This is a genomic window from Paraburkholderia podalyriae, from assembly GCF_014397785.1.
In the GTDB taxonomy this organism is placed as follows: Bacteria; Pseudomonadota; Gammaproteobacteria; order Burkholderiales; family Burkholderiaceae; genus Paraburkholderia; species Paraburkholderia podalyriae.
This window is the reverse complement of sequence record NZ_VZQQ01000012.1, coordinates 144,541-170,077: the sequence shown is the minus strand read 5'-3', so window position 1 is coordinate 170,077 and position 25,537 is coordinate 144,541. Positions and strand designations below refer to the sequence as shown.

The 25,537-nt window shown below is 63.1% G+C and carries 20 protein-coding genes; 3 read left to right on the top strand and 17 right to left on the bottom strand.

Annotated features, from left to right (window positions below; genetic code table 11):
• Positions 1-137: 137 nt before the first annotated feature.
• The 7 genes from F6X42_RS16745 to F6X42_RS16715 form a co-directional block, all read right to left on the bottom strand.
• Positions 138-869 carry a hypothetical protein gene (locus F6X42_RS16745; RefSeq protein ID WP_187635288.1) on the bottom strand — a complete coding sequence of 244 codons (732 nt, stop codon included), beginning with the start codon at positions 867-869 and terminating at the stop codon, positions 138-140.
• 18 nt (positions 870-887) lie between these two features.
• Positions 888-1,382: an OmpA family protein gene (locus F6X42_RS16740; RefSeq protein WP_187635287.1), complete on the bottom strand. Its 495-nt coding sequence runs from the start codon at positions 1,380-1,382 to the stop codon at positions 888-890.
• Positions 1,383-1,514: 132 nt separating this feature from the next.
• Positions 1,515-2,027 (bottom strand): M35 family metalloendopeptidase, encoded by a 513-nt coding sequence (locus F6X42_RS16735; protein WP_246530108.1) that lies wholly within the window; start codon positions 2,025-2,027, stop codon positions 1,515-1,517.
• A 39-nt stretch (positions 2,028-2,066) separates the two neighbouring features.
• Positions 2,067-2,477 (bottom strand): hypothetical protein, encoded by a 411-nt coding sequence (locus F6X42_RS16730; RefSeq protein WP_187635286.1) that lies wholly within the window; start codon positions 2,475-2,477, stop codon positions 2,067-2,069.
• 543 nt (positions 2,478-3,020) lie between these two features.
• The gene (locus F6X42_RS16725) at positions 3,021-5,474 is read right to left on the bottom strand and encodes a glycosyltransferase family 4 protein (protein ID WP_187635285.1); all 2,454 of its coding nucleotides are present in this window, start codon (positions 5,472-5,474) and stop codon (positions 3,021-3,023) included.
• Positions 5,471-6,937, bottom strand: coding sequence for a flippase (locus F6X42_RS16720; protein ID WP_187635284.1), 1,467 nt, complete (start codon positions 6,935-6,937; stop codon positions 5,471-5,473). The genes F6X42_RS16725 and F6X42_RS16720 overlap by 4 nt, the downstream gene beginning before the upstream one ends.
• A 62-nt stretch (positions 6,938-6,999) precedes the next feature.
• A complete protein-coding gene (locus F6X42_RS16715; protein WP_187635283.1) occupies positions 7,000-9,201 on the bottom strand; it encodes an NHL repeat-containing protein in 2,202 nt (733 codons plus the stop codon).
• 561 nt (positions 9,202-9,762) lie between these two features.
• Here F6X42_RS16715 and F6X42_RS16710 point away from each other — a divergent pair.
• The 3 genes from F6X42_RS16710 to gmd are packed head-to-tail and all read left to right on the top strand — an operon-like array spanning position 9,763 to position 12,690.
• Positions 9,763-10,845: an acyltransferase family protein gene (locus F6X42_RS16710; protein ID WP_187635282.1), complete on the top strand. Its 1,083-nt coding sequence runs from the start codon at positions 9,763-9,765 to the stop codon at positions 10,843-10,845.
• Positions 10,842-11,591 (top strand): SGNH/GDSL hydrolase family protein, encoded by a 750-nt coding sequence (locus tag F6X42_RS16705; RefSeq protein WP_187635281.1) that lies wholly within the window; start codon positions 10,842-10,844, stop codon positions 11,589-11,591. Before F6X42_RS16710 ends, F6X42_RS16705 begins: the two co-directional genes overlap by 4 nt.
• A 55-nt stretch (positions 11,592-11,646) precedes the next feature.
• Complete coding sequence (gmd, locus tag F6X42_RS16700; RefSeq protein ID WP_187635280.1) at positions 11,647-12,690, top strand: GDP-mannose 4,6-dehydratase; 1,044 nt, start codon at positions 11,647-11,649, stop codon at positions 12,688-12,690.
• A gap of 42 nt (positions 12,691-12,732) precedes the next feature.
• On the opposite strand, the gene F6X42_RS16695 is transcribed toward gmd, so the two are convergent.
• The 10 genes from F6X42_RS16695 to F6X42_RS16650 all read right to left on the bottom strand — a co-directional run bounded on the left by F6X42_RS16695 (position 12,733) and on the right by F6X42_RS16650 (position 25,502).
• Positions 12,733-13,098 carry a response regulator gene (locus F6X42_RS16695; RefSeq protein WP_187635279.1) on the bottom strand — a complete coding sequence of 122 codons (366 nt, stop codon included), beginning with the start codon at positions 13,096-13,098 and terminating at the stop codon, positions 12,733-12,735.
• 69 nt (positions 13,099-13,167) lie between these two features.
• The gene (locus tag F6X42_RS16690; protein ID WP_187635278.1) at positions 13,168-13,707 is read right to left on the bottom strand and encodes a hypothetical protein; all 540 of its coding nucleotides are present in this window, start codon (positions 13,705-13,707) and stop codon (positions 13,168-13,170) included.
• The gene (locus tag F6X42_RS16685; protein WP_187635277.1) at positions 13,704-14,435 is read right to left on the bottom strand and encodes a methyl-accepting chemotaxis protein; all 732 of its coding nucleotides are present in this window, start codon (positions 14,433-14,435) and stop codon (positions 13,704-13,706) included. Before F6X42_RS16685 ends, F6X42_RS16690 begins: the two co-directional genes overlap by 4 nt.
• Before the next feature lie 37 nt (positions 14,436-14,472).
• Positions 14,473-16,863, bottom strand: coding sequence for an ATP-binding protein (locus F6X42_RS16680; RefSeq protein ID WP_187635276.1), 2,391 nt, complete (start codon positions 16,861-16,863; stop codon positions 14,473-14,475).
• Between the two features lie 328 nt (positions 16,864-17,191).
• Positions 17,192-18,358, bottom strand: coding sequence for a glycosyltransferase family 4 protein (locus F6X42_RS16675; RefSeq protein ID WP_187635275.1), 1,167 nt, complete (start codon positions 18,356-18,358; stop codon positions 17,192-17,194).
• 71 nt (positions 18,359-18,429) lie between these two features.
• Positions 18,430-19,659, bottom strand: coding sequence for a glycosyltransferase family 4 protein (locus F6X42_RS16670; RefSeq protein WP_187635274.1), 1,230 nt, complete (start codon positions 19,657-19,659; stop codon positions 18,430-18,432).
• Positions 19,656-21,158, bottom strand: a complete 1,503-nt coding sequence (locus tag F6X42_RS16665) for a glucose-6-phosphate isomerase (protein WP_187635273.1) — start codon at positions 21,156-21,158, stop codon at positions 19,656-19,658. The genes F6X42_RS16670 and F6X42_RS16665 overlap by 4 nt, the downstream gene beginning before the upstream one ends.
• Positions 21,159-21,161: 3 nt before the next feature.
• Positions 21,162-22,319: a glycosyltransferase family 4 protein gene (locus F6X42_RS16660; RefSeq protein ID WP_187635272.1), complete on the bottom strand. Its 1,158-nt coding sequence runs from the start codon at positions 22,317-22,319 to the stop codon at positions 21,162-21,164.
• Complete coding sequence (locus F6X42_RS16655) at positions 22,316-23,257, bottom strand: glycosyltransferase family 2 protein (protein ID WP_187635271.1); 942 nt, start codon at positions 23,255-23,257, stop codon at positions 22,316-22,318. Before F6X42_RS16655 ends, F6X42_RS16660 begins: the two co-directional genes overlap by 4 nt.
• 46 nt (positions 23,258-23,303) lie before the next feature.
• Positions 23,304-25,502, bottom strand: a complete 2,199-nt coding sequence (locus tag F6X42_RS16650) for a polysaccharide biosynthesis tyrosine autokinase (protein WP_187635331.1) — start codon at positions 25,500-25,502, stop codon at positions 23,304-23,306.
• Between the last annotated feature and the right edge of the window lie 35 nt (positions 25,503-25,537).

The following is a 25,537-nucleotide window of genomic DNA, read 5'->3' as shown; positions in this document are numbered from 1 at the left end:
ACCCGGCGCCGACTCTCTGTGCTAAACGTTGTTTACTCCGCCGCCGTATTCAGGGCCGCCAACGCGCTATCTCTGCAACTCAGCTTTCTATTCATGAGAGCCCGCTCTCCGCGGCGATGACGTAGCACCGCCGATACTTAGTCCTTGTCCTGAATGGAAAATTGAAAGGGTATTTCCGGATGCGCAAATCTGAGCCGGAGTTGCTTTAAAGCTGGGACCGGGACAAAGCGCTGATTCTCAAACGTGTAGTACGACACTAGCAGGCCCAGGCGGGATGCCTGTGCATCGTCGAAAACGTAACTGTTCTTCGGAAACGCAAGCTTGCCGTCCTTCGTCGCCACTACGGCCCGACATGAAGAAAGTAGACTTGGCAGATGCAGAAACGTCGGGTTGCGCGCAAGAGGGTTTACCAGGAGTGAGATCTGCTGGTATCGACTTGCAGCTTCGCCCGAACCGCTGCCGTGCCCTTCCATGCAGAGTAGGGGCGGATGAGTATCGGTTCGCGCGGCAATGAATACATTGGCTGATTGCGGAAAGATTTCGGACACATGCTCTCCGGGAAACGTTGTAGCGTCCGCAAAGCGATAAGATTTGCCGTTGACTGCCAGGCGATTTCCCCAGAGTTCAATATTTAGCGTATTCCGTTCCAGTTTGGCTTGTAGCTTCGCAAAGATGCCTGGCTCGCCTGGGTAGGAATAGACTACGCCGGCGTTTTGCTCGGTCGGGTCACCGCTCCGTTTGATCGGGTCGCCAAACACTGCCCCCGGTTGGGCAACGTAGAAGGCTTCGTAGCTGTCGTAAGACTGAGCAGCATGTGCGTTGCTAGATAGGGCGGCCAAAGCCGCCACCAGTATCACCGCGGATTTCATCGGTGTGCCGTTGCTCGGTTACGGGTTGATAAGCTTGGTTCGTGGCGTAACTCTTGGATCGTCACACATCCACGCGCAGCTACCCTTACAGATTGGCTTGAATTCTACGAAAACCTGACGGTAACTCGGTTTGCCATCAGCGCCCTTTACTACCATCTCGTCTGTAAAAGTATGTTTCTCGATCAGAATATTTTCACTCCTGACACCAAGCTGCTCCAAATACGATTTCACGTTCCTCGCACGGCTTTCTTTCAATCGGTCCATATTGCGCTCGGCAGTATATGCGCCAGCCATTATCACCGCCTGAATCTGAACGTCTGGCCATTTTTTCGCCTCAACTGTGGCATTCTTGATTGCGAGCCTGTTTGCGTTAGTAAGCACAGTTGTATTGAATGGCAACTCTACCTCTGCTTCTTCCCCGATCGTGCATGCGCCAGCCGATCCATAAAGACAAGGCAAAATGGCAAGCGCTACGATCACAACACTGCCCCTCACTTTCACCTTCTTACTCATCTGATATTTCGCCCATCGAATGTTGCAATATAGCCGGTTATGTTGTCTGCATTCCTGATTGCGATATCACGATGATTTTTTGCAAAGTACTTCGCCCCTGACTCGGTGTCTGCATATACCTCATCGATCGAATTAAAAGTATCCGTATAATGAAAACTTCGAGTAGATAGCGATAACGCGCTTTGCGGAATCGGGTTTGCACACTGCGGCGTGATTGTCGCCGCTATCTAGCGCGACTGTGCATGCAAGGCTCCTGTTCAATTCGCTATCCCATCGAACAATCTTTTCCGGTACAAGCTCCTGCATCGCAGCGAGCAGGCGCGGCAGGCCAGCAGCCAAAGTGCTTCGGATTTCTTCATCTGCGCGAGCGAAATAAATTTCGGCACGGTCCCGCTCTTTTGCGTCCCAACGTGCCACTGCTGCAATGCGCTCCTTAATCAACAAAACGCCAGCATCGCGTGCCCGCATGACCTCTTTTCTGAATTCCTTGTTGCTCATGTTTGGACAAATAGGCGTCGTATTGATGACGACATTGGATATTGACCCCAGAGTTGTATTGGTAATGGCTGTTCCGACCTCGGTCCATTCTTCATTCTCGTCGGTCTTGAGATATTGGCTATTTTTGTTGAAAAATTCATTTGTCATCTGCTTTCTCGTAATAAAAGACTTACCTGCTCTCCGCCCCTATGACCCGGCAACATCGATAAAAACCTGCTTTGCGTCACCTGTTGAAACACGCTGGGTGCGCCCCTGGGCATCCGTGACGCCTTTCGCAACGACCCTCGAACCCGCGCGTACGCGGTAACGCACCCCTGCCTGTCGCTTGCCAGTGAAGTCTCTTAGCTCGAACTGCTCATTGAACCGTTTGGGGGCACGCCCGCGACAATCGCACGCCCATGCGTAACCGAGGGCTTCCGCCATCTCGTAACCGCTTGAATACGACTTCAGCCTATCGAACGGAAACCATTCGCCGGTTTCGGCGTTCAGCGCCATTGCGGACGGCATTGGCGGGAAATTTGAGTAGACTGAATAGGTGATACGGCAAAGCAGACACTCTTCCTTGCCCCCGGTTTCATCCTGTTTCTGTTGTTCCATTTGACCTTCGCTGATTTTCCAGAGCACACACGGGGAATTAACCATCTAAAACATGACACAGTCAACGACTTTAAATTGAGATAGAACTGTTTTGACAGATATTAACGATGTTTCGCGAAACGCATGCTCATACGCATCTTTCCGGTATCGCGGCTCAACAAAAAGACTCCATGCTGCATTTGTGTTGTCTCTAGCCGTTGAAACCATGCGCCAACAAGTGGTTACCATAACTAACGTCAATGTTTGTCAAAACCGGTGTGTTTCGTATTAACTCTATTGACTGCGATCCTTTTAGATGATCAATTGGTTTGATCCATCTTGATAGCTTAGGAAACGTCCAATCGAGCCACAAGAACGCGAAAGTATTGGGACGCCTGTGGCGAGCCGGGAGACCTGGCTGCTTACGGGATCTCATATTCGATTTTTTATGACTTTCTGGCCGCCATAAAAAAAACGGAGCGAAAGTCCATCAAGACTTTCGCTCCGCTACGCCAAGCAAGGACTGGCCAAGCCCTCGTCTACCCTCGCGTAAAAATCACCTCATCACCGCGCTGCCACGCCCGTCAGAATCTGCGCGACCCCATCCACATAGCTGCGCGTGCCGAAACGCTCCTGCGCGGTCCGATAGCCGTTCCTGACCAGTTTGTCGCGCAAGTCGCCGTTCGAGCGCAATTCGGCGAGCGTATCGGCGAGCGCATGCGCGTCGCCCGGCGTACACAGCACGCCGTTCTCGTAGTCGTCGATGATTTCGAGCACGCCGCCCGCGCGCGATGCCACGACGGGCCGCTGCGCGAGCATGCCCTCGACGATCACGCGCCCGAACGGCTCGGGCGTGATCGACGTATGCACGACCGCGTCGACCGCGCACATGCACGCGGCGATATCGTGCTGGAAGCCAAGAAAATGCACCCGTCCGCCAAGCTTGTGCGCGGCGACGAACGACCGCAGCTCGATCTCGTACTGGTCCTCGCCGAACAGCGCCGCGCCGACCAGCACCGCATGCATCTGCGGATTGAGCACCATCGCTTCGAGCAGCACATGCTGCCCCTTCCAACGCGCAAGCCTGCTGAACGAGCCGACGAGAAACGCGTCGCGCGGCAGATTCAGCCGTTCGCGCAGCACGGCTTGCGGCACCGTGCGCAACGCGTCGAACGGCTCCGCGGCAATCCCGTTGAATACGACGTCGATGCGACCGCTGTCGAATCGCGTGAGCTTCGCGAACGCCTGCGCCGACGCGGCCGAATTGGCGATCACATGCGTGAGGCCGAGCCGCGCGCACCACTTGATGATCGCGAGCTGCTTGCCGCCGAAATGCTCGGCGCTGACGATGTCGCGCAGATGCCACACCACCGGCCGTCTCGCGAGCTTGCCGGCCACTGCGCCGATCACCATCGCGCGCTGCGTGTTCGCGTAGATCACGTCAACCTTGCGCGCGCGTTTCGCAGTGGCGCGCACAAGCGATATGAGCCCTTTCAGCGCCTGTCCTTTCGGCAGCGAACCACCCTGCTTGCGCACATTTTTCAGCGCGCCGGCATCGAGTACGGTGACCTCGACACCGGTCTTCGCGAGCGCGGCGTTGAACGGACCGTCGTCGAACAGCACGACTTCGACGTGCGAACGCAGCGCCTTGACGATTTCGAGTAGTGACAGCTCGGCGCCGCCGAGCACGCCGCTCTGATCGACGGCGAGAATGCGCGGCACGTTCGCCGCGCGTAGCGCGCCCGGCCGATACGGCACATAGGCCGGCAACGTCGCCGTGCCCAACGCGGGCACCGACGCGCGCACATGCGAGAAAAAGCGCTCGCGGAAATGCGCGGCCGAAAACTGCTCGGCGTTGCCGCGGCAATTCTCGGGCAGCAACCGGTGCGCGACTTCGTCGAAACGATTGACCGCCGCGATGATCGAGTCGGTATCCTGCTCATCGAAGAACATGCCAGTGGGCTTCGGTTCGGACAGTTCGCGCACGGTTTCGAGCGCCCCGCCCTTGCCGTATGCGATCACCGGCGTGCCGCAAGCCTGCGCCTCGACCACCGAAATGCCGAAGTCCTCTTCGGCGGCGAACACGAATGCCTTCGCGCGGCTCATGCGGTCCTTCAGCACCTCGAACGGCTGATAGCCCATGATCTCGACGTTCGGCCCGGCCTTCGCGCGGATCTTCGCCATGTCGGGTCCGTCGCCGATCACGACGAGCTTGCGCTCGGGCATCTGCGCGAACGCCTCGACGATCAGATCGATTTTCTTGTACGGCACCATCCGCGACGCGGTCAGATAAAAGTCTTCCTTCTGCGTACACAGCGTGAACGCGTCGACGTCGACTGGCGGGAAGATCACCTGCGCGTCGCGCTGATACACCTTCCTGATGCGTCGCGCGATGAACGCCGAGTTCGCCACGAAGCCGTCCACCGAGTTCGACGTGCGGATGTCCCAGTTGCGCATGTAATGCAGAATCAGCCGCGCCAGCGCCGACTTCGGACCGTTGGTCAGCTTCGACTGCTGCAGATACTGATGCTGCAAATCCCACGCATAGCGGATCGGCGAATGCACGTAGCTGATATGCACCTGGTCGGGACCGGTCAGAATGCCCTTGGCGACCGCGTGGCTGCTCGAAATCACGACGTCGTACGCCGACACGTCGAGCTGTTCGATCGCAAGCGGCATCAGCGGCAGATACGAGCGGTACTTGGTGCGCGCGAGCGGCAGCTTCTGGATGAACGACGTCGTCACCGGCTTGCCGCGCAGGAAGCTGCGATCGTCGAGAAAGTCCACGAGGCTGAACAGATCCGCATCGGGAAAGCACGCGATGATCTGCTCGAGCACTTTCTCCGCGCCCGCGTAGGTGACCAGCCAGTCGTGCACGATCGCGATGCGCACGTCTTTGCTCGCGCGTCGCGCGGTGCGGCGCGGTGCCGGCTGCATGCCGGGTACGCTCGTCAGTTCGTCGAGCGCGCTGCGCGTCGGAGGCCTCAACAGGTCTTTTTCAAGGACGTCTTGGTTCATGCGCTTTTCCTCGGATTCAGTCGCAACAGCAGTGAACGCGCAAGATTGCGCAAGGCGGGCGTCATCGTGATCGACCACGCGACGTTCGCGCCGACCATCAGCAGCCCAGCGGCGATCGCGAGCGCGAGGCTCGGCAGGAAGCTCGCGAGCCACAGGCTGGCGAGCAGGAAGGCGAGATGGGCGAGCATGTCGAGGACGATCTGGCGCGCGCGGATCGCGGCGAAGTGCAGCAGCACCGCGTAGTCGAATAGCGCGCGAGCAGCGACGGCGACCGCCGCGCCCGTCAGCCCGAAATGCGTGATGCCGAACCACAACGCGCCGGCGAAAAGCGGCAACTCGACGAGGCCGACGCGCGCGGCGGTGGCGGGATTGACCTGCGACTGGATCAGGATGCGCGTCACGTTCGCCTGGCCGACGAGCCACACGGCAACGATCATGATGCGGCCCACCGGCGCCGCGACTGTCGCGATCTCGTTGCCGACCCACAGGTGCAGGAACGGTTCGAGCACCAGCATCGCGACGAGCGCGACTGGCGTGAACACGCCGTTGAGAAATTCGAGCGACTGCTGCGTGATCGTGTCGGCATCCGCGCGGCCGACCGCGGACAAGCGCGGAAACAGCGTGCGCACCAGCGCGGTCGGCACGATGTTCAGACGCGTGACGAGGTTCTGCGGCACCGTGTAGTACGTGACGAAACGCGCGCCGAGTCGTGAACCGAGCATCACGCGATCGAGCGAATCGGCGACCATCGTCGTCACGCTCGCGATCAGCATCCAGCCGCCGAAGTTGAACAGCCCCTTCGCGACGCCGAGCCGCGGCGGTTCAATGCTGCGTATTTCAAGCACTTTGAGCGCGTAGCGGCCGAGCAGCAACGCCGCGAGAATCCGCGCGACCACCGCCGCCGCGAGCACATTCTGCAAGGTGGCGCCGAGCCACAGCGCGGCGCCGAGCGGCAACAGCTGGAACAGGAACGTGCCGATCGTCTGGTTCGTGTTGTAGACGCCGAAACGTTCCGCGCCATTGATCGCGCCCGCGAACACCCACGACACGTTCGCGATCGGAATCGCGACCGCGAGCCACGGCAGCGCCATATAGACTTCGTGCTGCAGCTCGGGCGATACCTTCGTGAAATAGGCGGTGTACAGGAACGCACCGAAGTAGATGATCAAACCGCCGATCACGCCGGTCGCCAGATTGAGCCACGTCGCGCTCCAGAACACGCGCGCGCTTTCCTGCTGATCGCCCGACGCGCGCGCTTTCGAAATATGGTTCTGCGCCGCCATGCTCATGCCGAGATCGAGAATCCCGAAGTAGCCGATCAGCGTCCACACAAGACTGATCACGCCGTAGCGCTCGACGCCGAGCAGCCGGATATACGACGGCACGGTGACGAGCGACACGAACGTTGGCAGCACGAGCCCGAAAAAATTGATCGCCACGTTCCTGAGAATGCCTTTGTCCATCGAGTCCCTTGAGTTTTACGGTTAGGTTGGGCGCCGGGCTGCGTCAGCGAGGCCAACGCACATCAAGGCTTCCAGCGATACATCAGCACCTTGCCGCGCGCGTCTTCCTCGACGAACACCAGGTACTCGCCATCGCCACGCCTAGCCGCGCTGATACCGTTCGGCACGTCGACCCAGCCCGACGCGCGGCCCACTTCGGGGCCCGGCCGGATCACGCCGAGTTCCTTGCCGCTGTCCTTGTCCCACACGTGCACCGCGCCGACCGGCTCGACGCCGAACACGTATCGACCCTCGACGGTGAAGCCGATGATCGTCGCGATGGGCTTGCTCTGCGTCTGCCACGGCAGCGCAATCGCATAGCGCTGCACCGGCTTGCCGCTCGACCACTTGTCGTAGCGCACCAGCACGCGCCCCACTTCTTTCCAGAAGCCCTGCGCGGTTGGCATATCGGCCGTATAGCCGCTCACGTACATCGTGTCGGTGTCCGGTTCATAGATCGCGCGATGCAGTTCGGTGAACGGCGGCGGCACCGGGTACTGCGTCAGGTTCGAGTACGAGTAGACCGGATTGCCCTTCGCATCGAGTCCGCCGAAGCGGAAGCGGTAAATGCCCTTCGTATCCCGGGTGCGCCAGATGTCGCCTGCGGTATCGACCCACCAGCCCCAGCCGCCCGCGAGCTTCGTGCCGCTCGTGTTCAGCGTGTATTCGTCGCGCTCGAAGCGCCCGTCGCCATTCGTATCGCGCCAGATCCAGTCACCGCCCGGCGGCGCATTCGGCACCTTCGCGACCGCGCGCTGGCGGCCCGCGATAAAGCCGGAAGGAATCGCGCTTTCGCCGTCGTGCTGCGGATCGAAGCGATAGATCTTCAGATGGTCCGCGTACATGTCGGTCAGATAGAGGAACGTGTGCCCCTTCAGCCGCCGCGCGATCGGCAGGCCCGGATACTGGTCGGTATGGAACACCGGATCGTCCGGATATCTGAACCGATTCGACAGGAATCCCGCATATTTCCAGTCCTGCCCCGACGGCTTCGACAGATCGAGTTCGAAGCGCTTGTTGCCGGTATAGACGCTGTCGGGCCTGGCCGGATCGATCCACGCGCCGTCGACGAACAGCAGCCCCTCGACCTGCCAGTTGCGTTTGCCATCCGCCGCATAGCTTTCGAGCGTCGCGCCGAGGCCCGCGCCGATCGGCTCGTAACGCGGACCGATGCCATTGGTCGACACGTACACGTTGCCGCGCGCGTCGACACCCACGCCAGTCAACCCGTTGAATCGCAACGGTCCGGGCTTTCCCGCGACGCCGCTGAAAATGCCGCCGCGTTCGCCGAGCGTGTCCGACTCGGTGTAGCGGCCGTCGCGCTTTGACAAGAACAACACCTGCTGGCGCGGACCGTTGTCGGCGATCAGAATGCGGCCTTGCGCATCGACGGCGAGGTCGACCGCAACCGTATCGGCCGACAGCGTGATCGTCTCGTCGATGCGCTGACCGCTCGCCGTGTAGTGCTCGATACCCGGTGCGCGATCGCCGCGTGTGCCGCTCAGCACCCACAGCGTGCCGTCGGGCGCGAGCGCGAGCCGTCCGGGCTCATGCACGTTCCACATCGCTTTCTGCTGCATCGACTCGGCATCGTAGACTTCGATGCGATTGCGCGCGGTATTGGCCGCGAACAGCGTCGTGTCGTTCGCGGCGAGCCCGCCGATCTCCGCGTTCGTGCCGGTCGCCACTTCGTTCATCATCAGAAAACCGGCCGCGAGCTGCGCATGCGGGTCCGTGTTCTTCGCGGCGGGCTGAAACGGCGCGACGCGCTTCGGATCGTTGATCAGACGCCGCGAAATGCCGAACCATTGCTTGCCCTTGTCCGGCCACACGCCCGGTTCGACCAGCCGCCCCTTCTCATTGCCGACCGCGATCGCGACGAACGCATACTTCCGGTTGAGCGCGATCGCATTACCGCCGGCGTTGCCCCAGCCATGCGTGCCGCCCGCGAAGCCGAGCATCTTGCCATCCTGGTACACGCTCGCTTCGGCGCCGCTTTCGTCCCACGGCGCGTTCGTGTACACCTTGCCATCGGGCGTAACCGCGATCGCGGTGATGTTGATCTGCGTCCATCCGCCATCGCCGAAGCCGAAGCTGTTGCCGATCCATGAGGTCTTCGCGTTCAACGCGGTTTCGGCGCAAGCCGGCAGACTGGCCGATGCCGCGACGACTCCGGCAACGCAAACGGTCAGCATGAGCCAGCTTTTGAACGTGAAACGAAGCAAGGCGGTTCCCCCAGTCGATGTCCGTTCAACGCAATGCACGCGGACCTGTGCCCGCTCGGGGCGAAATTCAGTGAGGCGGTAACGCGAATCGAAGCGCAACCGATTGAAGCGCGGCGTCTGAAGACAGACATCCACACGGCTACGTTACGCGGAAAAAATGCGGCGACGAAAATCGAAAATAATTCAAAAATATTCGCCGGGCTAATCCATCAGGAAATAGTTGATTTTAAAAAATCGATAGAAACACAGATGCCACGGCGCTTGCGTTACGGCGTGACAATTCGACCCGCCTGTCGAGGCTATATCATGCAATCGGCATCTATTGCGGACTACCATATTCTGACGATACAAACATATTATTCTGCACAGAATGTGCTAAAGAAATTCCCTGTTTCAATTTGGTTCATTTATCTAATTCCTGCGGGTTTTTTCTCGACTTTCTTTTCCCTAGAATCGATTGCACTTCCGTTGCGACGCGAAGCGCTCGCCTGTTCGCCGGCCATTCGATGCGAACCGCGCGGCCCTTCGCCCGGCCCATCCGCTTTACACCATGGACGGTTCATGACAGCCAGCGCATTGCCCCTCGCGCCCTCCCATTCCCGCATCGTGCAGCTCGACGGCCTGCGCGCGATCGCCGTGCTCGCGGTGTTCGCCCAGCACGCGTTGAAGGCGCCGCTATGGATGGGCGTCGATCTGTTTTTCGTTCTGAGCGGCTTCCTGATCAGCGGCATCCTGCTCGATCGCAAGTCGCGTCAGCAGTCGTATTTCCGCTATTTCTATACGCGGCGCGCGCGCCGCATCCTGCCGCCGTACCTGCTGCTGATGGCCGTGTCGTCGGTGCTGTTCGGCCTCGCGTGGGCGCAGCACTGGTACTGGTACGCGTTTTTCGCGACCAATATCGGCGATGCGCTGAATCAAAGCGGTCACGACAGCCTCAACGTGCTGTGGTCGCTCGCGGTCGAAGAGCAGTTCTATATCTTCTGGCCGTTCGTGATCCTGCTCGTCCCCGAGCGCTTACTCGGCTACGTGGCGGCCGCGCTGATCGTGCTGGTGCCCCTGTTGCGCGCGCTCGCGACGCCGTGGTTCGATTCGTTCTGGCCGATCTATTACCTGACGCCGTTTCGCATGGATCTGCTCGCGGCCGGCGCGCTGCTCGCGGTTGCCGTGCGGCGCGATCGCAATGCGCTCGAATCGTTCAAGGGACTCGCGGTGCTCGGCGCTCTGGCCGCGCTCGCGGTGCTGGCCTGGCTGCATCTGCACTTCCCGCGTTTTCGCGCGGCCAATACGCCGTTGTCGAATGCGGGGCTTTATAGCGTGTCGCTGGTGCTGTGCACGTCGATCGTCGTGATCGCGCTGCAGAGCAAGGGCATCGTGAAGCGGCTGTTATGCAATCGCGTGCTCGTTTATGTCGGCACCATCAGCTACACGATCTATCTGATCCATCTGAGCGTGCTCTACATGGTGTGGCCGCTGCATTTGAATCGCTATCTGAGCGCCGCGATCGCGCTCGCGATCACGCTCGTGTACGCGAGCATCACATGGTTCGCATTCGAGAAGCGGTTGATTTTCGGCGCGCGCGGTGCGCGAACGACGACCGCCACGGGCGCCAACGTTGCGCGGCAAACACCGCAAAGCCGCGCATGAACCGCCGGGCTGCGATTGCCGCTGGCGTGCTGGGCGTCGTGTCGGCGCTGACGCTGCTCGCGCCGACCACGAGCGCGGCCACGGCCGAGCCGCCAACGCCATCACCGACGCAAGTGCTGATCGACGCCTACGGCGATTCGACCACGCTGGGTATCACCTGTAGCGATGGCCATTGCGCCGCGCAAGCGCGCAACGCGGTGACGTATCTGCAGCAAGCGTTGTACGAGCATGACGGCGAGCGCGTGCGCGTCACGAACTATGGCGTTGGCGGCACGATGGCCACACAGTTGCGCGACGGCACCGGCAACCGTCGCGCTGGACCGACGGCAGGCCTGCCGTGGCGCGAACGCCTCGGCGCATCGCACGCGCGCATCGTGCTGATCAACTACGGCATCAACGAAGTGATGCAGAACCAGACGCCCGAGCAGTTCTACGCGGCCGAAACGACGCTCGTGCAAACCGCGCGAGCGCTCGGCAAGGAGCCGGTTTTGCAAACCTCGAACCCGATGCCCGACAACCGGCTCAACACGCGGCTCGCCGCGATGGTCGCGATGACGCGACGCGTGGCCGCCGAACAGCAGGTGCCGCTCGTCGATCAATACGCGTATGTGAGCAGCCTGCCCGACTGGAAAACACTGATGTCGGACGGCGCGCATCCGAAGCCGGAGTTGTACCGGCTGAAGGCCGAACAGGATTATCGGGTCGTCGAACCGTTGGTGCGGCTGCTGCTGGACCACACACATTGAGCCACGTTTTTAGGCGCGCTCCGTTCTTTTCCATTCACAAACCAGAAGGCAAGCTATGAGCCAACCACGCAAAGCGATCATCACCGGCGTCTCCGGACAGGACGGCGCCTATCTGACCCGGCTGCTGCTCGACAAGGGCTATCACGTGACCGGCACCTACCGGCGCACGAGTTCTGTCAACTTCTGGCGCATGCGTGAGCTTGGCGTGCTCGACCATCCGAATCTGCGTCTGGTCGAACACGACCTCACCGACCTTGGCTCGACGCTGCGTCTGCTCGACAGCACGCAGGCAGACGAGTTGTACAACCTCGCCGCGCAGAGTTTCGTCGGCGTGTCGTTCGACCAGCCCGTGACCACCGCCGAAGTGACCGGCATCGGCGCGCTGAATCTGCTCGAAGGCCTGCGTATCCTGAGCCCGAAGACGCGCTTTTACCAGGCGTCGACCTCCGAGATGTTCGGTCTCGTGCAGGCGGTGCCGCAACGCGAGAGCACGCCGTTCTATCCGCGCAGCCCGTATGGTGTCGCGAAGCTGTTCGCGCACTGGTCGACGATCAACTATCGCGAGTCGTACAACCTGTTCGCGAGCAGCGGCATTCTGTTCAATCACGAATCGCCGCTACGCGGCCGCGAATTCGTCACGCGCAAGATCACCGACACGGTCGCGAAGATCAAGCTCGGCAAACTGGACGTGCTCGAACTCGGCAATCTGAGCGCGCGGCGCGACTGGGGTTTCGCGCTCGAATACGTCGAGGGCATGTGGCGCATGCTGCAGGCCGACGCGCCCGACACCTTCGTGCTCGCGACGGGCCGCACCGAAACGGTTCGCGACTTCGTGCGCATGGCGTTCACGGCGGCCGGCTATCAGCTCGAATGGTCGGGCAAGGATGAGCGCGAGACCGGCATCGACGTCGCGACCGGCAAGACGCTCGTGCGTGTGAATCCGAAGTTCTATCGGCCGGCCGAAGTGGACCTGCTGATCGGCTGCGCGGACAAGGCGCGCGACACGCTCGGCTGGCAGCCCCAAACCCCGCTCGAACAGCTGTGCCAGATGATGGTGCAGGCGGACATTGGGCGCAACGAGCATCACGAAACGTTCTGACGCGGCACCCGTGTGCGGCGGCGCTCGCCGCACACTGCCCCGTCAACCCGCCAGTTTCCTGAACGTCTCCAGCACCGCATCGCCCTTGAACGGCTTGACGATCCAGCCCTTCACGCCGGCGGCCTTGCCGCGCTCCTTCATCGCGGGGCTGCTTTCGGTCGTCAGCATGATCACGTTGACGGTCTTGTTCGCGAGCTCGCCGCGGATTTTTTCGACCATCGTCAGGCCGTCCATGTTCGGCATGTTCACGTCACTGACGATCAGGCGAATACTCGAATCCGTCTTCAGCTTGACAAGGCCATCCTTGCCGTCGATGGCCGTCGCGACATCGAGGCCGTTTTTCGCCAGAAAGCCCGCAACTTCATCGCGTACCGTGCTCGAATCGTCCACCACCAGAATCTTTGCCATAACATTTCCTTGCGTCACTGACGCGTCGTATCAATACAGATCGAGTTCGCCGGACTCGACGATGTGTTGCTAGAAGAGTTCGAGTTCGCCTTCGGCCTCGTCGGCCGTGGCCAGCTCAGCCTTGAAATCGAGTGGCGCCTGCGCGCATAGACATAGCGTGACGCCCAGTCGGACCGCACCGCCGATCGTCAGCTCGTACGCCCACACGTGATCGGGCCGCAACTCGTCCAGATACTCAACACAGGCGCTGTTCAATTCATACGGCGTCGACATGCCCAGATCGGGGAAATGATTGACCAGTTGCTGGTTCATGTAGCCGCAACACAGGTTGCCGAGTTCCATCAGCGTTTCCGACAGCGAACGCGTCGTATCGCTGCTGGCGTAGTATTCGCGCGTCGCGTCGTCCTGGCCGAAGTGCAGCACGAACAGCAGACGAAAACCGATCGACGAGATCGTTAGCGCCATCGCGCAGGGTCCGGCCGGATGATCGCGATCCCACCTCGGCACCGCGGTGATCTCGCACGCGTCGCCCGGCGTGGCGGGCAATCTTGCGCGAGCCGCGTGACAGAAGATGTCCGCGATGCTTTGCTTTGCCTGATCGGTAATCACGCTGCGGCCTGCTCGAGGCGGGATTGAAACTGGGTCGCCAGCAGTTCGACGCCGCCGAGCGATGCGGTGATCATCTTGCCGCCGGCCTGGATGTCCTGGAACGTCGCGGCCGTCGTCAGGTCGTTGCGATGCAGGCTCTCGCGATAGCTCTTCGACAACTCCTGCGAGCGCGACGCCAAAGAACGCACTTCGCCCGCGACGATCGAAAAGCCGCGACCCGCGGTGCCGGCGCGCGCCGCTTCGATCGAAGCATTCAGCGAAACGATCAGCACGTGCTGCACGATCGACGACAGATCCTGGTTCTTCTTGTGCATGTCGCGATTCTGCGACATCAGCGAGATCATCTGCTCGTGCCAACGCTCGAACGTGATGGTCAGCGTCTTCAGACGAGACGCCTCCTGCGCGATGCGCGTCGCATGCTGCAGCCATTCGTCGCTTCGCGCGCTCGCAGCGTCGAGCACCGCCTGCAACGCTTCGCGATCCTGCGCGCACTGCTCGGCCTGCGCGCGCAAATCCGCGAGCATCGCCTCCAGCGCGGCGCGCTCGCTGTTCGCCTGCTCGGCGAGCCGGACCGCCGCATCGAGTTGCTGTTCGAGGGCCTGCCGCGCGAGCGCGTCGAGACGCTGCGCTTGCGCGCCAGCGCGAAGCTTCCGACGATAAATCATTCGCGTGGCGAGTGCGCAGACGATACCGCCAAGGCCTGCCGCCAGAAGATAACTTTCAAACACAACCTGCTCCCATCGCTTCGTTCAATCCATCAGGCCGTTAGCCTGCCACCGCATCCGCATCCGCATCCGCATCACGCTGCCGCGCTTGATCGGCGGACGCGTCGAGACTGTCCACCGCCCAGTCTTCGGGAAACGACACGACGGTCTGAAAGCGGCGATAGTCCGCGCCGCGACGATCGTCGGTGAAGCGCAATTCGATGCGACCCTGCTCGCGCCGCACGAAATCGCGCACCGCATCCATGCCGACGCCTCGGCCCGAAATCTCGCTGACGGTCTGCGCGGTCGAAAAACCGGAACGGAAGATCAACTCGGCAATCGCTTCGTCGCTCAGCGCGGCGTCGGCGTCGATCCAGCCGCGTTCGATCGCGGCCGCACGAATTTTCGCGAGCGCGAGGCCGCGGCCGTCGTCGCTGATGGTGATCTGCAGCGCGTGATGGTCGACGCCCACTTCCAGCTCGATGACGCCCGCCGCGTCCTTGCCGTTCGCAACACGCTCGGCGGCGGGCTCGATACCGTGGTCGACCGAATTGCGCAGCAGATGCGTGAACACATTGCGCAGCGTATGGCTGACCTCGTTGCGCACGCGGTAGCCGTTGTTGTCGATGCTGACGACCGGCGCTTCCTTGCCGAGTTCGGCCGCCAGAGACGGCAGCGATTCGAGCAGGCCCGCGAGCGCTTCGTAGATCGATTCGGTGCCCAACAGACGCAGCTCACGCTGCAACGATTCGCGCATCGACACGAGTGCGTCGCGGTCGGCCGGATCGGCGCTTTCGAGCAGTTCCAACTGCTTCTGGATCGATTCGCGATCCACGATCAGATAGCCCTCCCCCGCGCCGCTCTGGCCCGGGCCCTTGCGGCCGAGACTCACTTCGTTGATGGTCGCGTAGGTCTCGAGCGCCGCCTTCACGCGCTGCAGGTCCTCGATCAGCAACTGCTGGTCCCACGCCTCGCTGCTGTCCGCGCGGCGCAGCGCGTCGTAGCGCTGTTCGGTTTCGTGGACGATGCCGGTCAGATGCTGAAGACTGTACGTGCGCGCATTGCCCTTGACGGTATGCATGTTGCGGAACAGTTCGGCGACGGCTTCGTGACTCGGCTCGTGATGCTGGCGGATGATCCGTTCGTTCTCGCTGATAAAGTCCGTCGCGCTTTCGACGAAGTGATGGAACTTCTCCTGGCTCACCGCGAGAATCTCGCCGATCATCTCCAGCCGGCGCTTCTGTTCGCCGGCCTCGGCGGCGAGCGCGCGCAGTTCGGTCACGTCGCGCACGCACAGCATCAAACGCAGTACCACGTCGTTTTCGTCGGTGATGGCCGACCAGCTCAGATCGAGCGTCTTCACGCGGCCATCGGCCATCGGCTTCGCGATCTCGTTGACGAGCAGGTGCTGATTGAACTCGAAGTTCATGCTGTCTTCACCGATGCATGCCTGCAGCGCCGCTTCGATCTGCGCGAGCGCATCGCTGTTGATATCGGTGCCGCCGAACACGAGATCGAGCAACGGACGGCCCGCAATCTCGCGAGTCTCGAAGATCGCCTCGAGATAGGCGGAGTACTCCGGATGCACGATCACGCCTTCGACCACCGTCAGAATCCCCTGCTGCATGTTTTGCAGCATCGCCTGGATATCGGCGGTCTTCTGCTTCAACTGCAGCGAGCTTTGCTGGATCTTCTCGATCATGCCGTTGAACGCGACGATCGAATGACCGATCTCGTCCATGCGGCCGACCGGCACGCGGCGGGTGAAGTCCTGGCTCGCCGCGATCTCGCTCATCTCCACTTGCATGCGGCTCAGCGGACGGGTGATCTGGCGATACAGCAGCGCGCTGATCAGCACCAGCACGACGATGGCCGCGCCGGTGGCGGCGGCGATCGCCGTCGTCGTGGTGGCAAGCGCGCTGTTCAGTTCGTCGATCGCGGCGTCCTTCTGGCGGTTTTTCTCGATCCGCAGCGTCTCGACGATGCCTTCGAGTTCATCGCGGTATTGGGCGACGTTCGCGAACAGATAGGCTTGCGCCAGTTCGGTCTTGCCGTCGGCCTTCATCTTCGCGGTGTCGTTGACCGCGCTGAAATAATTCGCGAGGCTCTCGCGCGCCTGGCTCACGAGCCCGGTTTGGGCCTGACCTTGCGCGGCCCTCGCCTGCACGTCGAGCGCCGCCTGCAACGAGGCTTCCTTGCTCTTCAGAAGGTCTTGCGCCTGCGAGACCATGTTCGCGTCAGGCGCATAGACGAGGGTCATCATCGCGAGCTGAACGTCCTTGACCTGCGACACGAGGTCTGCCGACGCGAGCGCGCTCGGCACGACGCCCTGGGTAACCTGCCTGACGTTGACGGCGCTGGTGCGGGTCTGAAGCACAGCGTATCCACCAATGGCGGATAGCGCGACGAGCATCAGAATGACGAGAAGCGTGATGCGGTGACGGATGGTCATTTGAGAATCCCCGAAGTCTGGAAATACAACGTCCCCCGCTTTTAGCGGGACGCCCCTATGTTTTTGTGCTTTCGGGCGCGGGGATTATCGTCGCGAATGTGTGACGTCAACGTGACGGAATGGACGCCAGGCGCGACGTTTCAGGGATTTGCGAAATAGCGCCGAAAAATCTCGGCTAAGGGCTGATCCGGGCTCAAGTTCGAGCGAAAAGTGCCGTTATTGTTGGCCCATTTTTTTCGCTGGCCCGCGGCGGCATGAACGCGAGGCCCGGACGCAACGATCCGTGCGTCGCTTTTTTTTCATTCGATCGAACCGCCGCCGCGCCGCTTCAATGCAGCGCGTCCGCCGCAATCGCCTCGGCATAGACCGCGGCGACGCGCTTCGCGATCACCGCATTATCGAAGTGCTCGCGCGCATAGCGGCGGCACGCATCGGCATCGGGCAGCTTCAGGGTGCCTTTCAGCGCGCCAGAGAGACCCGTGGCGATCGCCTGCGCGCCGGTCTCGGGCAACACCAGATCGGGCGACAATCCCGCCACCGCCTCGGGCAATCCGCCGACCGGCGTCACCAGCACCGGCGTGCCCGACGCAAGCGATTCGACGGTGATGAGCCCGAAGCCTTCCAGCGCGACGGTCGGCACGACGCTGAGATTGGCCGCGCGATACAGCGCCGCCAGATGCTGGTCGGGCACGAAGCCGAGCAGCTTGACGTTGTGCTCGAGCCCGGCGTCGCCGATGCGCGCCTGAAGCTCGCCTTCGAGCCGGCCCTTTCCGGCGATCAGCAGCAGCACATCGGGCGCACTGCGTTTGAGCAGCTTGACCGCGTCGATCAGATCTTCGAGGCCCATGCGCCGCACCAGGCGGCGCACCGCGAGCACGATCGGCCGGTCCTGCGGCAGTTGCAGCCGCAGACGCGCGTCGGCCCGCGTGATCGGCAGATTGAACTGCTCGACGTCGACGCAGCCCGGCACCACGCGCACGCGTTCCGGCGAGATGCCGTAGCGCGTCGTCAGGATCTTGCCGAACGCTTCGGACAGCACGATCAGCCGCGACGAACGCGCGTACACCGACTGTTCCAGATAGCGCTTCGCGCGCTGGCCGAGCGAATCGGCGCCTTCGACGTGGCTCTCGTCGGCCCACGGTCCCTGAAAATGCGACACCTGCGGAATGCCGCGCGTCACGTCGAGACCCGGAAACGTATAGAGCGCGAAATGCGACGAAATCACGTCGGGCCGCGACGTACGGATTTCATGGCGCAGCGCGCGGCGTGCCGCCATCAGCCGCAGCGGCAGCGATTGCGCGGCGGAGCCGAAGCCGTTGATCGCGCCACCGGTATCGGTCGCGACTTTCGGCGAGCCGGCGACGACGCCGCGCACCGCGACGCCCGCGCCCGGCAGCGCGCCGACCAGCGAGTAGTACATGCGGTCGAGGCCGCCCGCGCGTTCGGGAAACCAGTGCATCCCGATCTGCAGTGATTTGATTGAGCCAGTCGTCATGAAGGTGTGCCCCTGTGTATTGCTTGCGGTGGGTTGCTATGTCGATAGCGTGGCTTGCGCGGTCCGCGCGTTCATTCCACGCTCTTCTGTCCGGCGAGATGGTTCAGCGTCAGCGCATCGTTCTGCGCGACCACCGTTGCTTCGGTCTGGCTGCGCCGGCGGTTTTCCTGCTGTCCGGCCAGTTGCCGGTACAGCGCGATGTATTGCGCGGCCATGCGCGCCCAGCCGAAGCCGGTCGCGAGTTCGCTCGCGGCTGCGCCCATCGCGCGGCGCGCGGTGTCGTCGCCGGCGAGTTGCGCGACCGCGCGAGCGAGAGCTTGCGGGTCGTCGGGATCGCCCAGCACGATGCCGCACTCGGGCGTGATGATCTCGGCGCCGCCCGCGGTGCGAGCGGTCACGACGGGCAGCCCCGCCGCCATCGCTTCGAGCAGCGACAGGCTCATCGCTTCGTAGCGCGACGGAAACACGAACGCGTCGACCGAATGCATCAGCACCGGCATCTCCTTCACGAGCCCGAGAAAATGCACGCGATGCGCGATGCCGAGCGCCTTTGCCTCGTCCGGATACGGACTGCCCGGCAGAAAGCCGGCCACCGCGATCTGCACGTGCTCGGGCAGATGCTTCAACGCGGCGAGCACGGTGCCGAGATTCTTGCGCGGCGTGCGCAGATCGCCGACGAACAGCAACAGGAACGCATCGCCCGGCAATCCGAACTTCGCGCGATCACCGCTCGCCGCCGCGAAGCCCTGGGTGTCGACGCCGTTGTAGATGACATCCACGCGGTTGCCCGGCGTGAGGCCGATCGCGCGGATTTCGTCGGCGACCTTCTGCGACACCGCGGTGATCACCTTCGAGCGCCGGTACGCCCAGCGCTCGAGCAGCGCGTTGCAGCGCGTATAAACCGACTGGTACGCGGACCACACGCCCTTCGTGAGGCCGAACGGATAGTACTTGCTCGCGAACCAGCCGCTATGGACGAAATGCGAGGTATTGACGTCGGCGCGCATCCACGTGATGAAGCCGTTCACGTGCAGCACGTCGTAGTCGCGGCGATGCGCGCGCAGCCACAGCGCGCTCTTCGCCGCGAAAACCTGCTGGCGCAACAGATTGGTCGGCCACCAGCGGCCGATCTTCATCGGCGCCCAGCGCACGTTCGGATGCGCGAGCAGTTCGGGCGCCACGTGCGACGCAACCAGCGTCACGCGGATGTTCTCGTCGAGCGCCGCGCGCGCGATCTCGTGATTGACGCGCCCCTGGCCGTCGTTATGGCGCACTACGTGCGTGACAATGGCGACTCTCAATCCGTGCCTCCGTGGAGAAATAACGTGCGTCCGCGGTTCATTTTTTCGTAGTGGACCGCGGAAAGAATCGAAAAAGCGCTGATGAAAAGCAGCAGGCCGCCGGTGCCGACCAGCGAGTTCGTGAACACGAGCATCGCGAAGGTCGCAAGACACAGGCTCAGGCACGCCGAGACGAACTTGTCGTCGCGCAGCCTGAACGACGCGAGCACCGCGCGGGTCAGCAGCCACACGATGCCGGACATGTACAGCAAGGTGCCGGGCCAGCCGAGCACGAACGGAATGTTCATCACGCCGCTGTCGAAGTTGCCGTACTGGCCGAGCTGGCCGCCGTCGTTGGAGAGCTTGGTCGAGGTGCCGGTCGCGCCCAGGCCTTCGCCCGAGACGTCGGTAAACGCGGTCTTCGCGAAGTTCGCGTAGAACTCGTTACGCGCCGCGTAGCTCTGGTCGTCGTGGAGATTGACGATCGTGCCGAGCCGCGCCTGCATCCGTTCGGCCACCGGACCCACCGCAAGCAGCGGCACGCAGAAGCCGGCGAGCAGCACCGCGCTACCGACGATGCGCACGCGCACCTTGTTGTTCGATTTCACGAGCTGGATCAACAGCGCGATGACCCAGCCGCCCCACGTCGAGCGCACGAGGCTCAGCGCGAACGAAAAGAAGCCGAGCCCGGCCGCGATCCAGCGCACGCGGTGCTGCGCGGCCATCACGAAGACCATCGCGCCCATCATCGCGAACGCGAACGGTCCTGACGAATTCATCGTGCTGAACACGCGCACGCCCATCGGCACCGGGTCGCCCTGCGAGTTCATCTGCGAGCCGAGCATCCACAGCGCGTCCCACGGCGGCATGATGAAAAACTGGATCAGGCCGTAGCCGCCCATCACCAGCATGCCCCAGATGAACGTGTTGATGATCGTGTCGCGATAGCGCGGGTACTGGCGCGTGTGCGCCATGATGTGAAAACCGATCAGGATCGGATAGAGCCAGTTCGCGAGGTCGTAGGTGGCCGCGAGCGGGCCGCTCGACATCACGCCGATCAGGAACGCGTAGACGAGGCCGAGCAGGATCAGCAGCACCGGCAAGCCGCGGCGCTGCGCGAGCAGCCGGTAGTAGCGCAGCAGCGACAGGCCGCTGATCATGGTCACCGCGAGCGGCGCGACCTGGATCAGGCTCGTCGGCGTGAACGCGCCCTTCGACCAGTCGGCGAGACGCCGCACTTCGGGACTCAGGAACCACAGCCACCACATGAAGCCGATATAGCGCGCCGGGCTCCTGAAGTAGAGCCACAGGCCCGTCAGGATCGCGAGCACCGGAAACGCGAGCGTGAGCACCGTGCCCTGGTGCGCGACGATCAGCACCGCGGTGATCAGCCACAGCAATAGCGGCGGCAGCCATTCCCGCGGGCCGCCGGACAGCAGCCCGCTCGCGGCGTTTTTGACGGGGCCGGCGTTGGCGGCGGCTGGCGGCGGCAACGGGTTCGCGCGCGGAATCGTCGACATCGCTTATAGGCCTCCGCGCGATTCGCGCGCCGGTGCGGCGCGTTGCTTTTGCGTGGCCGCGGCGGGCGCGTTCGCCTGCCCGCGCGCGCTCAGCATTTCGCGCGTGATCCGCACATGCTGCATCGCATAGTGCTGCGTGGTCAGATCGCGCGCGAGCAGACCGGCCGCCGCTGCCTGTGCCTGGCGCAGCGCCTCGACTGGCTCGGCGGCGAGCCGGTCGAGCGCATCGCGCAGTGCCTGCGGATTGAACGGCGGCACGTAGGCGGCTTCGTCGGCGGGAAAATAATCGCGCAGTGCGCCGACGTCGGTCGCGACCATCGGCTTGCCCACCGCTGCCGCTTCGAGCATCACGGTAATGCCCGACGCGTGCGAGTTAGGCCGCAGCGGCACGACGATTACGTCGGCCCAGTCGTATAGCTCGTGTTGCTTTTTGATGCCCGAGAACAGCGCGATTTCGACGTTCGACGCGCGCAGCGACGCGGGAATGCGCCGCCGCGTCGCGAGCTTCACCGTGTAGCGCGGATCGTTGCCGACCGCCTTGATCAGCGTCTCCCAGTCGCGGTCGCGATCGTTGCCGATCGCCGCGATGCGCAGCGGCGTGCGCGGCGTCCACTGGGTCGGCGGGGTGACTGGGAAGTCGCGCGTGTTCAGGCCGTACAGCAGCGGCGTCGCGTCGCGATTGAAATAGCGTTGGCACAACCCGGCGTTTTCGCTCGCGAGCGTGGTCAAGCGATCCGCGCGCGTCATCAGCTTGCGATACAACCAGCGGCGCGCGATGCCGTACGAAGGCCACTTGTCGAGCAGCCAGACGCTTTGCGCAAGCAGCAGCGGCGACGCGCCGCGCCGTGGTTTGCGCTCGCACAGCAGCAGCATCAGCGCGGCGGACAGCCACTCCTGCTCGGTATGCGTCCAGATCACGTCAGAGCGCAGCATCTCCGCGCGATTGCGCCACGTATGAATGAAATCGAAGCCGAGCGCGGCCTTCAGCGCGCGCCGCACGAGCCGCACGGGACGGCTTTCGCGCGCGTCCTTCGAATAGGTCAGCGCGAATGCTTCGGACTGCGCATGGTGATAACCATACAGGCAGCCGATGTCGTCGCCCTTGCGATAAAAGCGCGGATCGGCGCCGTAAAACAGATGGACATGAACCTTCGTACTCATGCGGACACTCCGCTCTTCGACAGTGCGCGCCGCGCCTCGTGGGCGCCAGCACGAACCTCGCGCCAGCGCGACAGCGTCAACTGCGCGCGTTTCGACAGCAGCGCGAGCGCCGCATGCGTGAGGCCCGGATAAAGCCGTGTGCCGACCAGCGTCCACCACCACCACGCGGTTTCGCGGCGCAGCGGCGGCAACTGGTCGCGCAGGATCAGATGGAAGTTGAACGCGGCGTTGCGCAGCGCGGCCATCGTCTGCGCGTCGCGTCTATCGTCGTCGAAACGTTCGGCCGGGAAATGATCGACCGCGACCTGCGGGTCGTAGACGAGCTTCCAGCCCGCGTTTTTTACCGCGAGGCTGAACGCCATGTCGTTGTGCACCTGCGCGCCCGCGCCGCGCAGACGCGCGTCGAAGCGGATCGTGCGCACCGCGTCGCGCCGGTAGCTCATGTTGGCGCCCTTCAGAATGTCGACTTCGCGCGCGCCACCGACGCCCAGATGATGGTTGCCGATGATCTTGCCGTGCGCGGTCACCTTGCCGACTAGCGGCCGCTCGCCGTCGAGCACGCGGCCTTTTTCGTGCACCCAGTCGCGCCCGCCCAGCGCGCCGAGGCGCGCATCGGCTTCGAACCCGGCCGCGATGCGCTCGACCCAGTCGCGGCGCGGCGCGGCGTCGTCGTCGGTGATCGCGATGACGTCGCCGCTCGCGGCATCGAGCCCGCGATTGAGCGCCGCGACCTGGCCGGGTACGTCCACCGGCGCGATCACGAGCGGCAGGCGGCCGCCGGTGGACCGATCGCGCAGGCACGCGTGCGTCGCGTCGTCGTCGACGCGTGCGACCACGATCACTTCGTCGGGCGCGCGCGATTGCCGCTCGAGCGCCGCGAGGCAGCGCGTGAGATCGGCCGGGCGGCGATAGGTCGGTACCAGTACCGTCACTTTCATCGTGATGTCCTCTCTGTTCGTCTCGAGCTGGGATCCGTCGCTCGCGTCACGTGCTCAGGTATTCCTGGGCCGCCGCGTAGCCGCGGTCGTAGCCGATCCGCGAGCGCGCCGGCATGCCGTTGAAGATGCCGCCCTGCACGTGGACGCCCGCCGCGCGCAACCGCTTCAGCGCATCGGCAAGCTCGACCTCGCTGTGCATGCCCGAGCGCATCACGAAGAACGTCGAGCCCGCATACGCGCCGATGATCGACGCATCGGTCACGGCGAGCACCGGCGGCGTGTCGACGAGGATCACGTCATAGCGTTTCGCGAGGCCGTCGAGGTACTGCGGCAGACGCGGCGACATCAGCAGCTCGGACGGATTCGGCGGACGGCGGCCGCATGAGATGAAGCTGAGGCCCTCGATGCTCGACCCGCGAATCGCTTCCTCCAGCGAGATCTGGCCGCTCAGCAGCTCGGACAGGCCGTTCTCCTGCAGACCGCCGATCTGACGTTCGAGCGCGCCGCGCCGCATGTCGCCGTCGATCAGCAGCACGCGCTTGCCCGAATGCGCGAGCAGCATCGCGAGATTCACGCTGAGGAAGCTCTTGCCGACGCCCGCCATCGGGCCCGTCAGCATGACGATGCGGTTGCGCGCGTCCAGCAGCGTGAACTGCATCGCGGTGCGCAGGCTGCGCAGGCTTTCGATCGTCACGTCCTTCGGCCGCGCATTCGCGAGCACCGGACGCAGCCGTTCGCCGCCGCGCACGTAGCTGCTTTCGAGCTGCGCCTGTTCGACGCTTTGCGGCACGAGTCCGAACACCGGCAGATGGAACGCGCGCTCGACGTGATCGGGGTCGTCGATGCCCTTGAACAGATTGCGGCGCAGGAACACGAAACCGGTGCCCGCGATCAGCCCGAGAATCACTGCCGCCGAGATGATCAGCATCTTCTTCGGCTTGACCGGCGCGCCGGGGCGCAGCGCGGCGTCGACGATATGCACGCTGCCGCCCGTGCCGGCCTTCTGCACTGACAGTTCCTGCACTCGATTGAGCAGCAGCACGTAAATGTCTTCGGCGACCTTCGCGTCGCGCTGCAACTGCACGGCCTTCACTTCGGTGGCCGGCAGATTGCGGAAACGGTCCGCGTATTTCGTGCGCTGCGCTTGCAGCTCGGCCATCTGCTGACGCGCGGCGACGAGCGTCGGATGATCGTCGCCGTAGCGCTCGGCGAGCTGCGTCATCTGCAGACGCAACGCGGCGATCTGCTGCTCGTATTGCACGCTGCCTTCGAGGTAGACCTTCGCTTCGTCGCTCGCGTTGATCGAGCCGGACTCACGTTGATAGGCGGTCAGCGCGGCTTCCGCGCGTTCGAGATCGGCCTTCAGGCGCGGCTCCTCGCTCTTCAGGAAGTCGAGCATCTTGCTCGCGTCGGCCTGCTTGTTCGACACGTGCTGCCGCAAATACGACTGCGCCAGCGCATTGGCGACGAGCGCCGCATGTTCCGGGCTCTTGTCCTCCAGCGAGATCTGGATCACGCCGGTCTGCTTGCCCTGCTCCTGCACCGAGATCGCCGACTGGAACGCGGTGATCGCGTCGAGATCGTTGGAGCGCACGATGGTGAACTCCTGGCCGGGCCGCGCGACCAGCGTGTTGACGAGCATCGTCACGCCGCCGCCCTGCGCCTGCTGGCCCACCTGGCCGCGCAGCAGCGGCGAGCCGTTCGGCGCCAACAGTTCATAGTGCTGCGCGTCGATCACTCGCAGCAGCAGCTTCTCGCCTTCGAGCGATGGCGTGACGTCGATCGAATCGACCTCGATGTTCTCCCCGCCCCATGCGTACGACGTGAGCCCCAGCCAGGCACGCGCGGGCTGGCCCGGCGTCGCGAGGCGCGCGGCGATGTTGCCGAGCAGCGGGATCGTCTTCGGCGTGATGCTGAAGTTCAGCTTCAGCTGCTGCACGACCGGGCCGACCACGCCGCGGCTCTTGATGATTTCGATCTCGGCGTCGGTCGGCAGCGAGGTCGAACCGCTGGTGATCGCGGCGCCCGTCTGCGTCTGCGTCAGCGCCTGCGACGTGTTATCGGACTGCTCGACGCGCACGTGTGCATCGGCCGAGTAGATCGGCTTGGCAAGGTAGCAGTACGCGACCGCCATCGCGACGATGATCGCGGTGATCGCGAGCAGCCACCAGATGTCGTCGAGGATCACCTGCACCAGTTGTCCGAGGACGACGTCTTCTTCTTCGGTCTTGATCGGACCAGCCATGTGTGGAGAGAGTTGATTGCTCACAGTTCGATCCC

Coding starts and splice junctions, on each gene's coding strand:
- F6X42_RS16745 (WP_187635288.1), bottom strand. CDS start 869: ATGAAATCCGCGGTGATACTGGTGGCGGCTTTGGCCGCCCTATCTAGC.
- F6X42_RS16740 (WP_187635287.1), bottom strand. CDS start 1,382: ATGAGTAAGAAGGTGAAAGTGAGGGGCAGTGTTGTGATCGTAGCGCTT.
- F6X42_RS16735 (WP_246530108.1), bottom strand. CDS start 2,027: ATGACAAATGAATTTTTCAACAAAAATAGCCAATATCTCAAGACCGAC.
- F6X42_RS16730 (WP_187635286.1), bottom strand. CDS start 2,477: ATGGAACAACAGAAACAGGATGAAACCGGGGGCAAGGAAGAGTGTCTG.
- F6X42_RS16725 (WP_187635285.1), bottom strand. CDS start 5,474: ATGAACCAAGACGTCCTTGAAAAAGACCTGTTGAGGCCTCCGACGCGC.
- F6X42_RS16720 (WP_187635284.1), bottom strand. CDS start 6,937: ATGGACAAAGGCATTCTCAGGAACGTGGCGATCAATTTTTTCGGGCTC.
- F6X42_RS16710 (WP_187635282.1), top strand. CDS start 9,763: ATGACAGCCAGCGCATTGCCCCTCGCGCCCTCCCATTCCCGCATCGTG.
- F6X42_RS16705 (WP_187635281.1), top strand. CDS start 10,842: ATGAACCGCCGGGCTGCGATTGCCGCTGGCGTGCTGGGCGTCGTGTCG.
- gmd (WP_187635280.1), top strand. CDS start 11,647: ATGAGCCAACCACGCAAAGCGATCATCACCGGCGTCTCCGGACAGGAC.
- F6X42_RS16695 (WP_187635279.1), bottom strand. CDS start 13,098: ATGGCAAAGATTCTGGTGGTGGACGATTCGAGCACGGTACGCGATGAA.
- F6X42_RS16680 (WP_187635276.1), bottom strand. CDS start 16,863: ATGACCATCCGTCACCGCATCACGCTTCTCGTCATTCTGATGCTCGTC.
- F6X42_RS16675 (WP_187635275.1), bottom strand. CDS start 18,358: ATGACGACTGGCTCAATCAAATCACTGCAGATCGGGATGCACTGGTTT.
- F6X42_RS16665 (WP_187635273.1), bottom strand. CDS start 21,158: ATGTCGACGATTCCGCGCGCGAACCCGTTGCCGCCGCCAGCCGCCGCC.
- F6X42_RS16660 (WP_187635272.1), bottom strand. CDS start 22,319: ATGAGTACGAAGGTTCATGTCCATCTGTTTTACGGCGCCGATCCGCGC.
- F6X42_RS16655 (WP_187635271.1), bottom strand. CDS start 23,257: ATGAAAGTGACGGTACTGGTACCGACCTATCGCCGCCCGGCCGATCTC.
- F6X42_RS16650 (WP_187635331.1), bottom strand. CDS start 25,502: ATGGCTGGTCCGATCAAGACCGAAGAAGAAGACGTCGTCCTCGGACAA.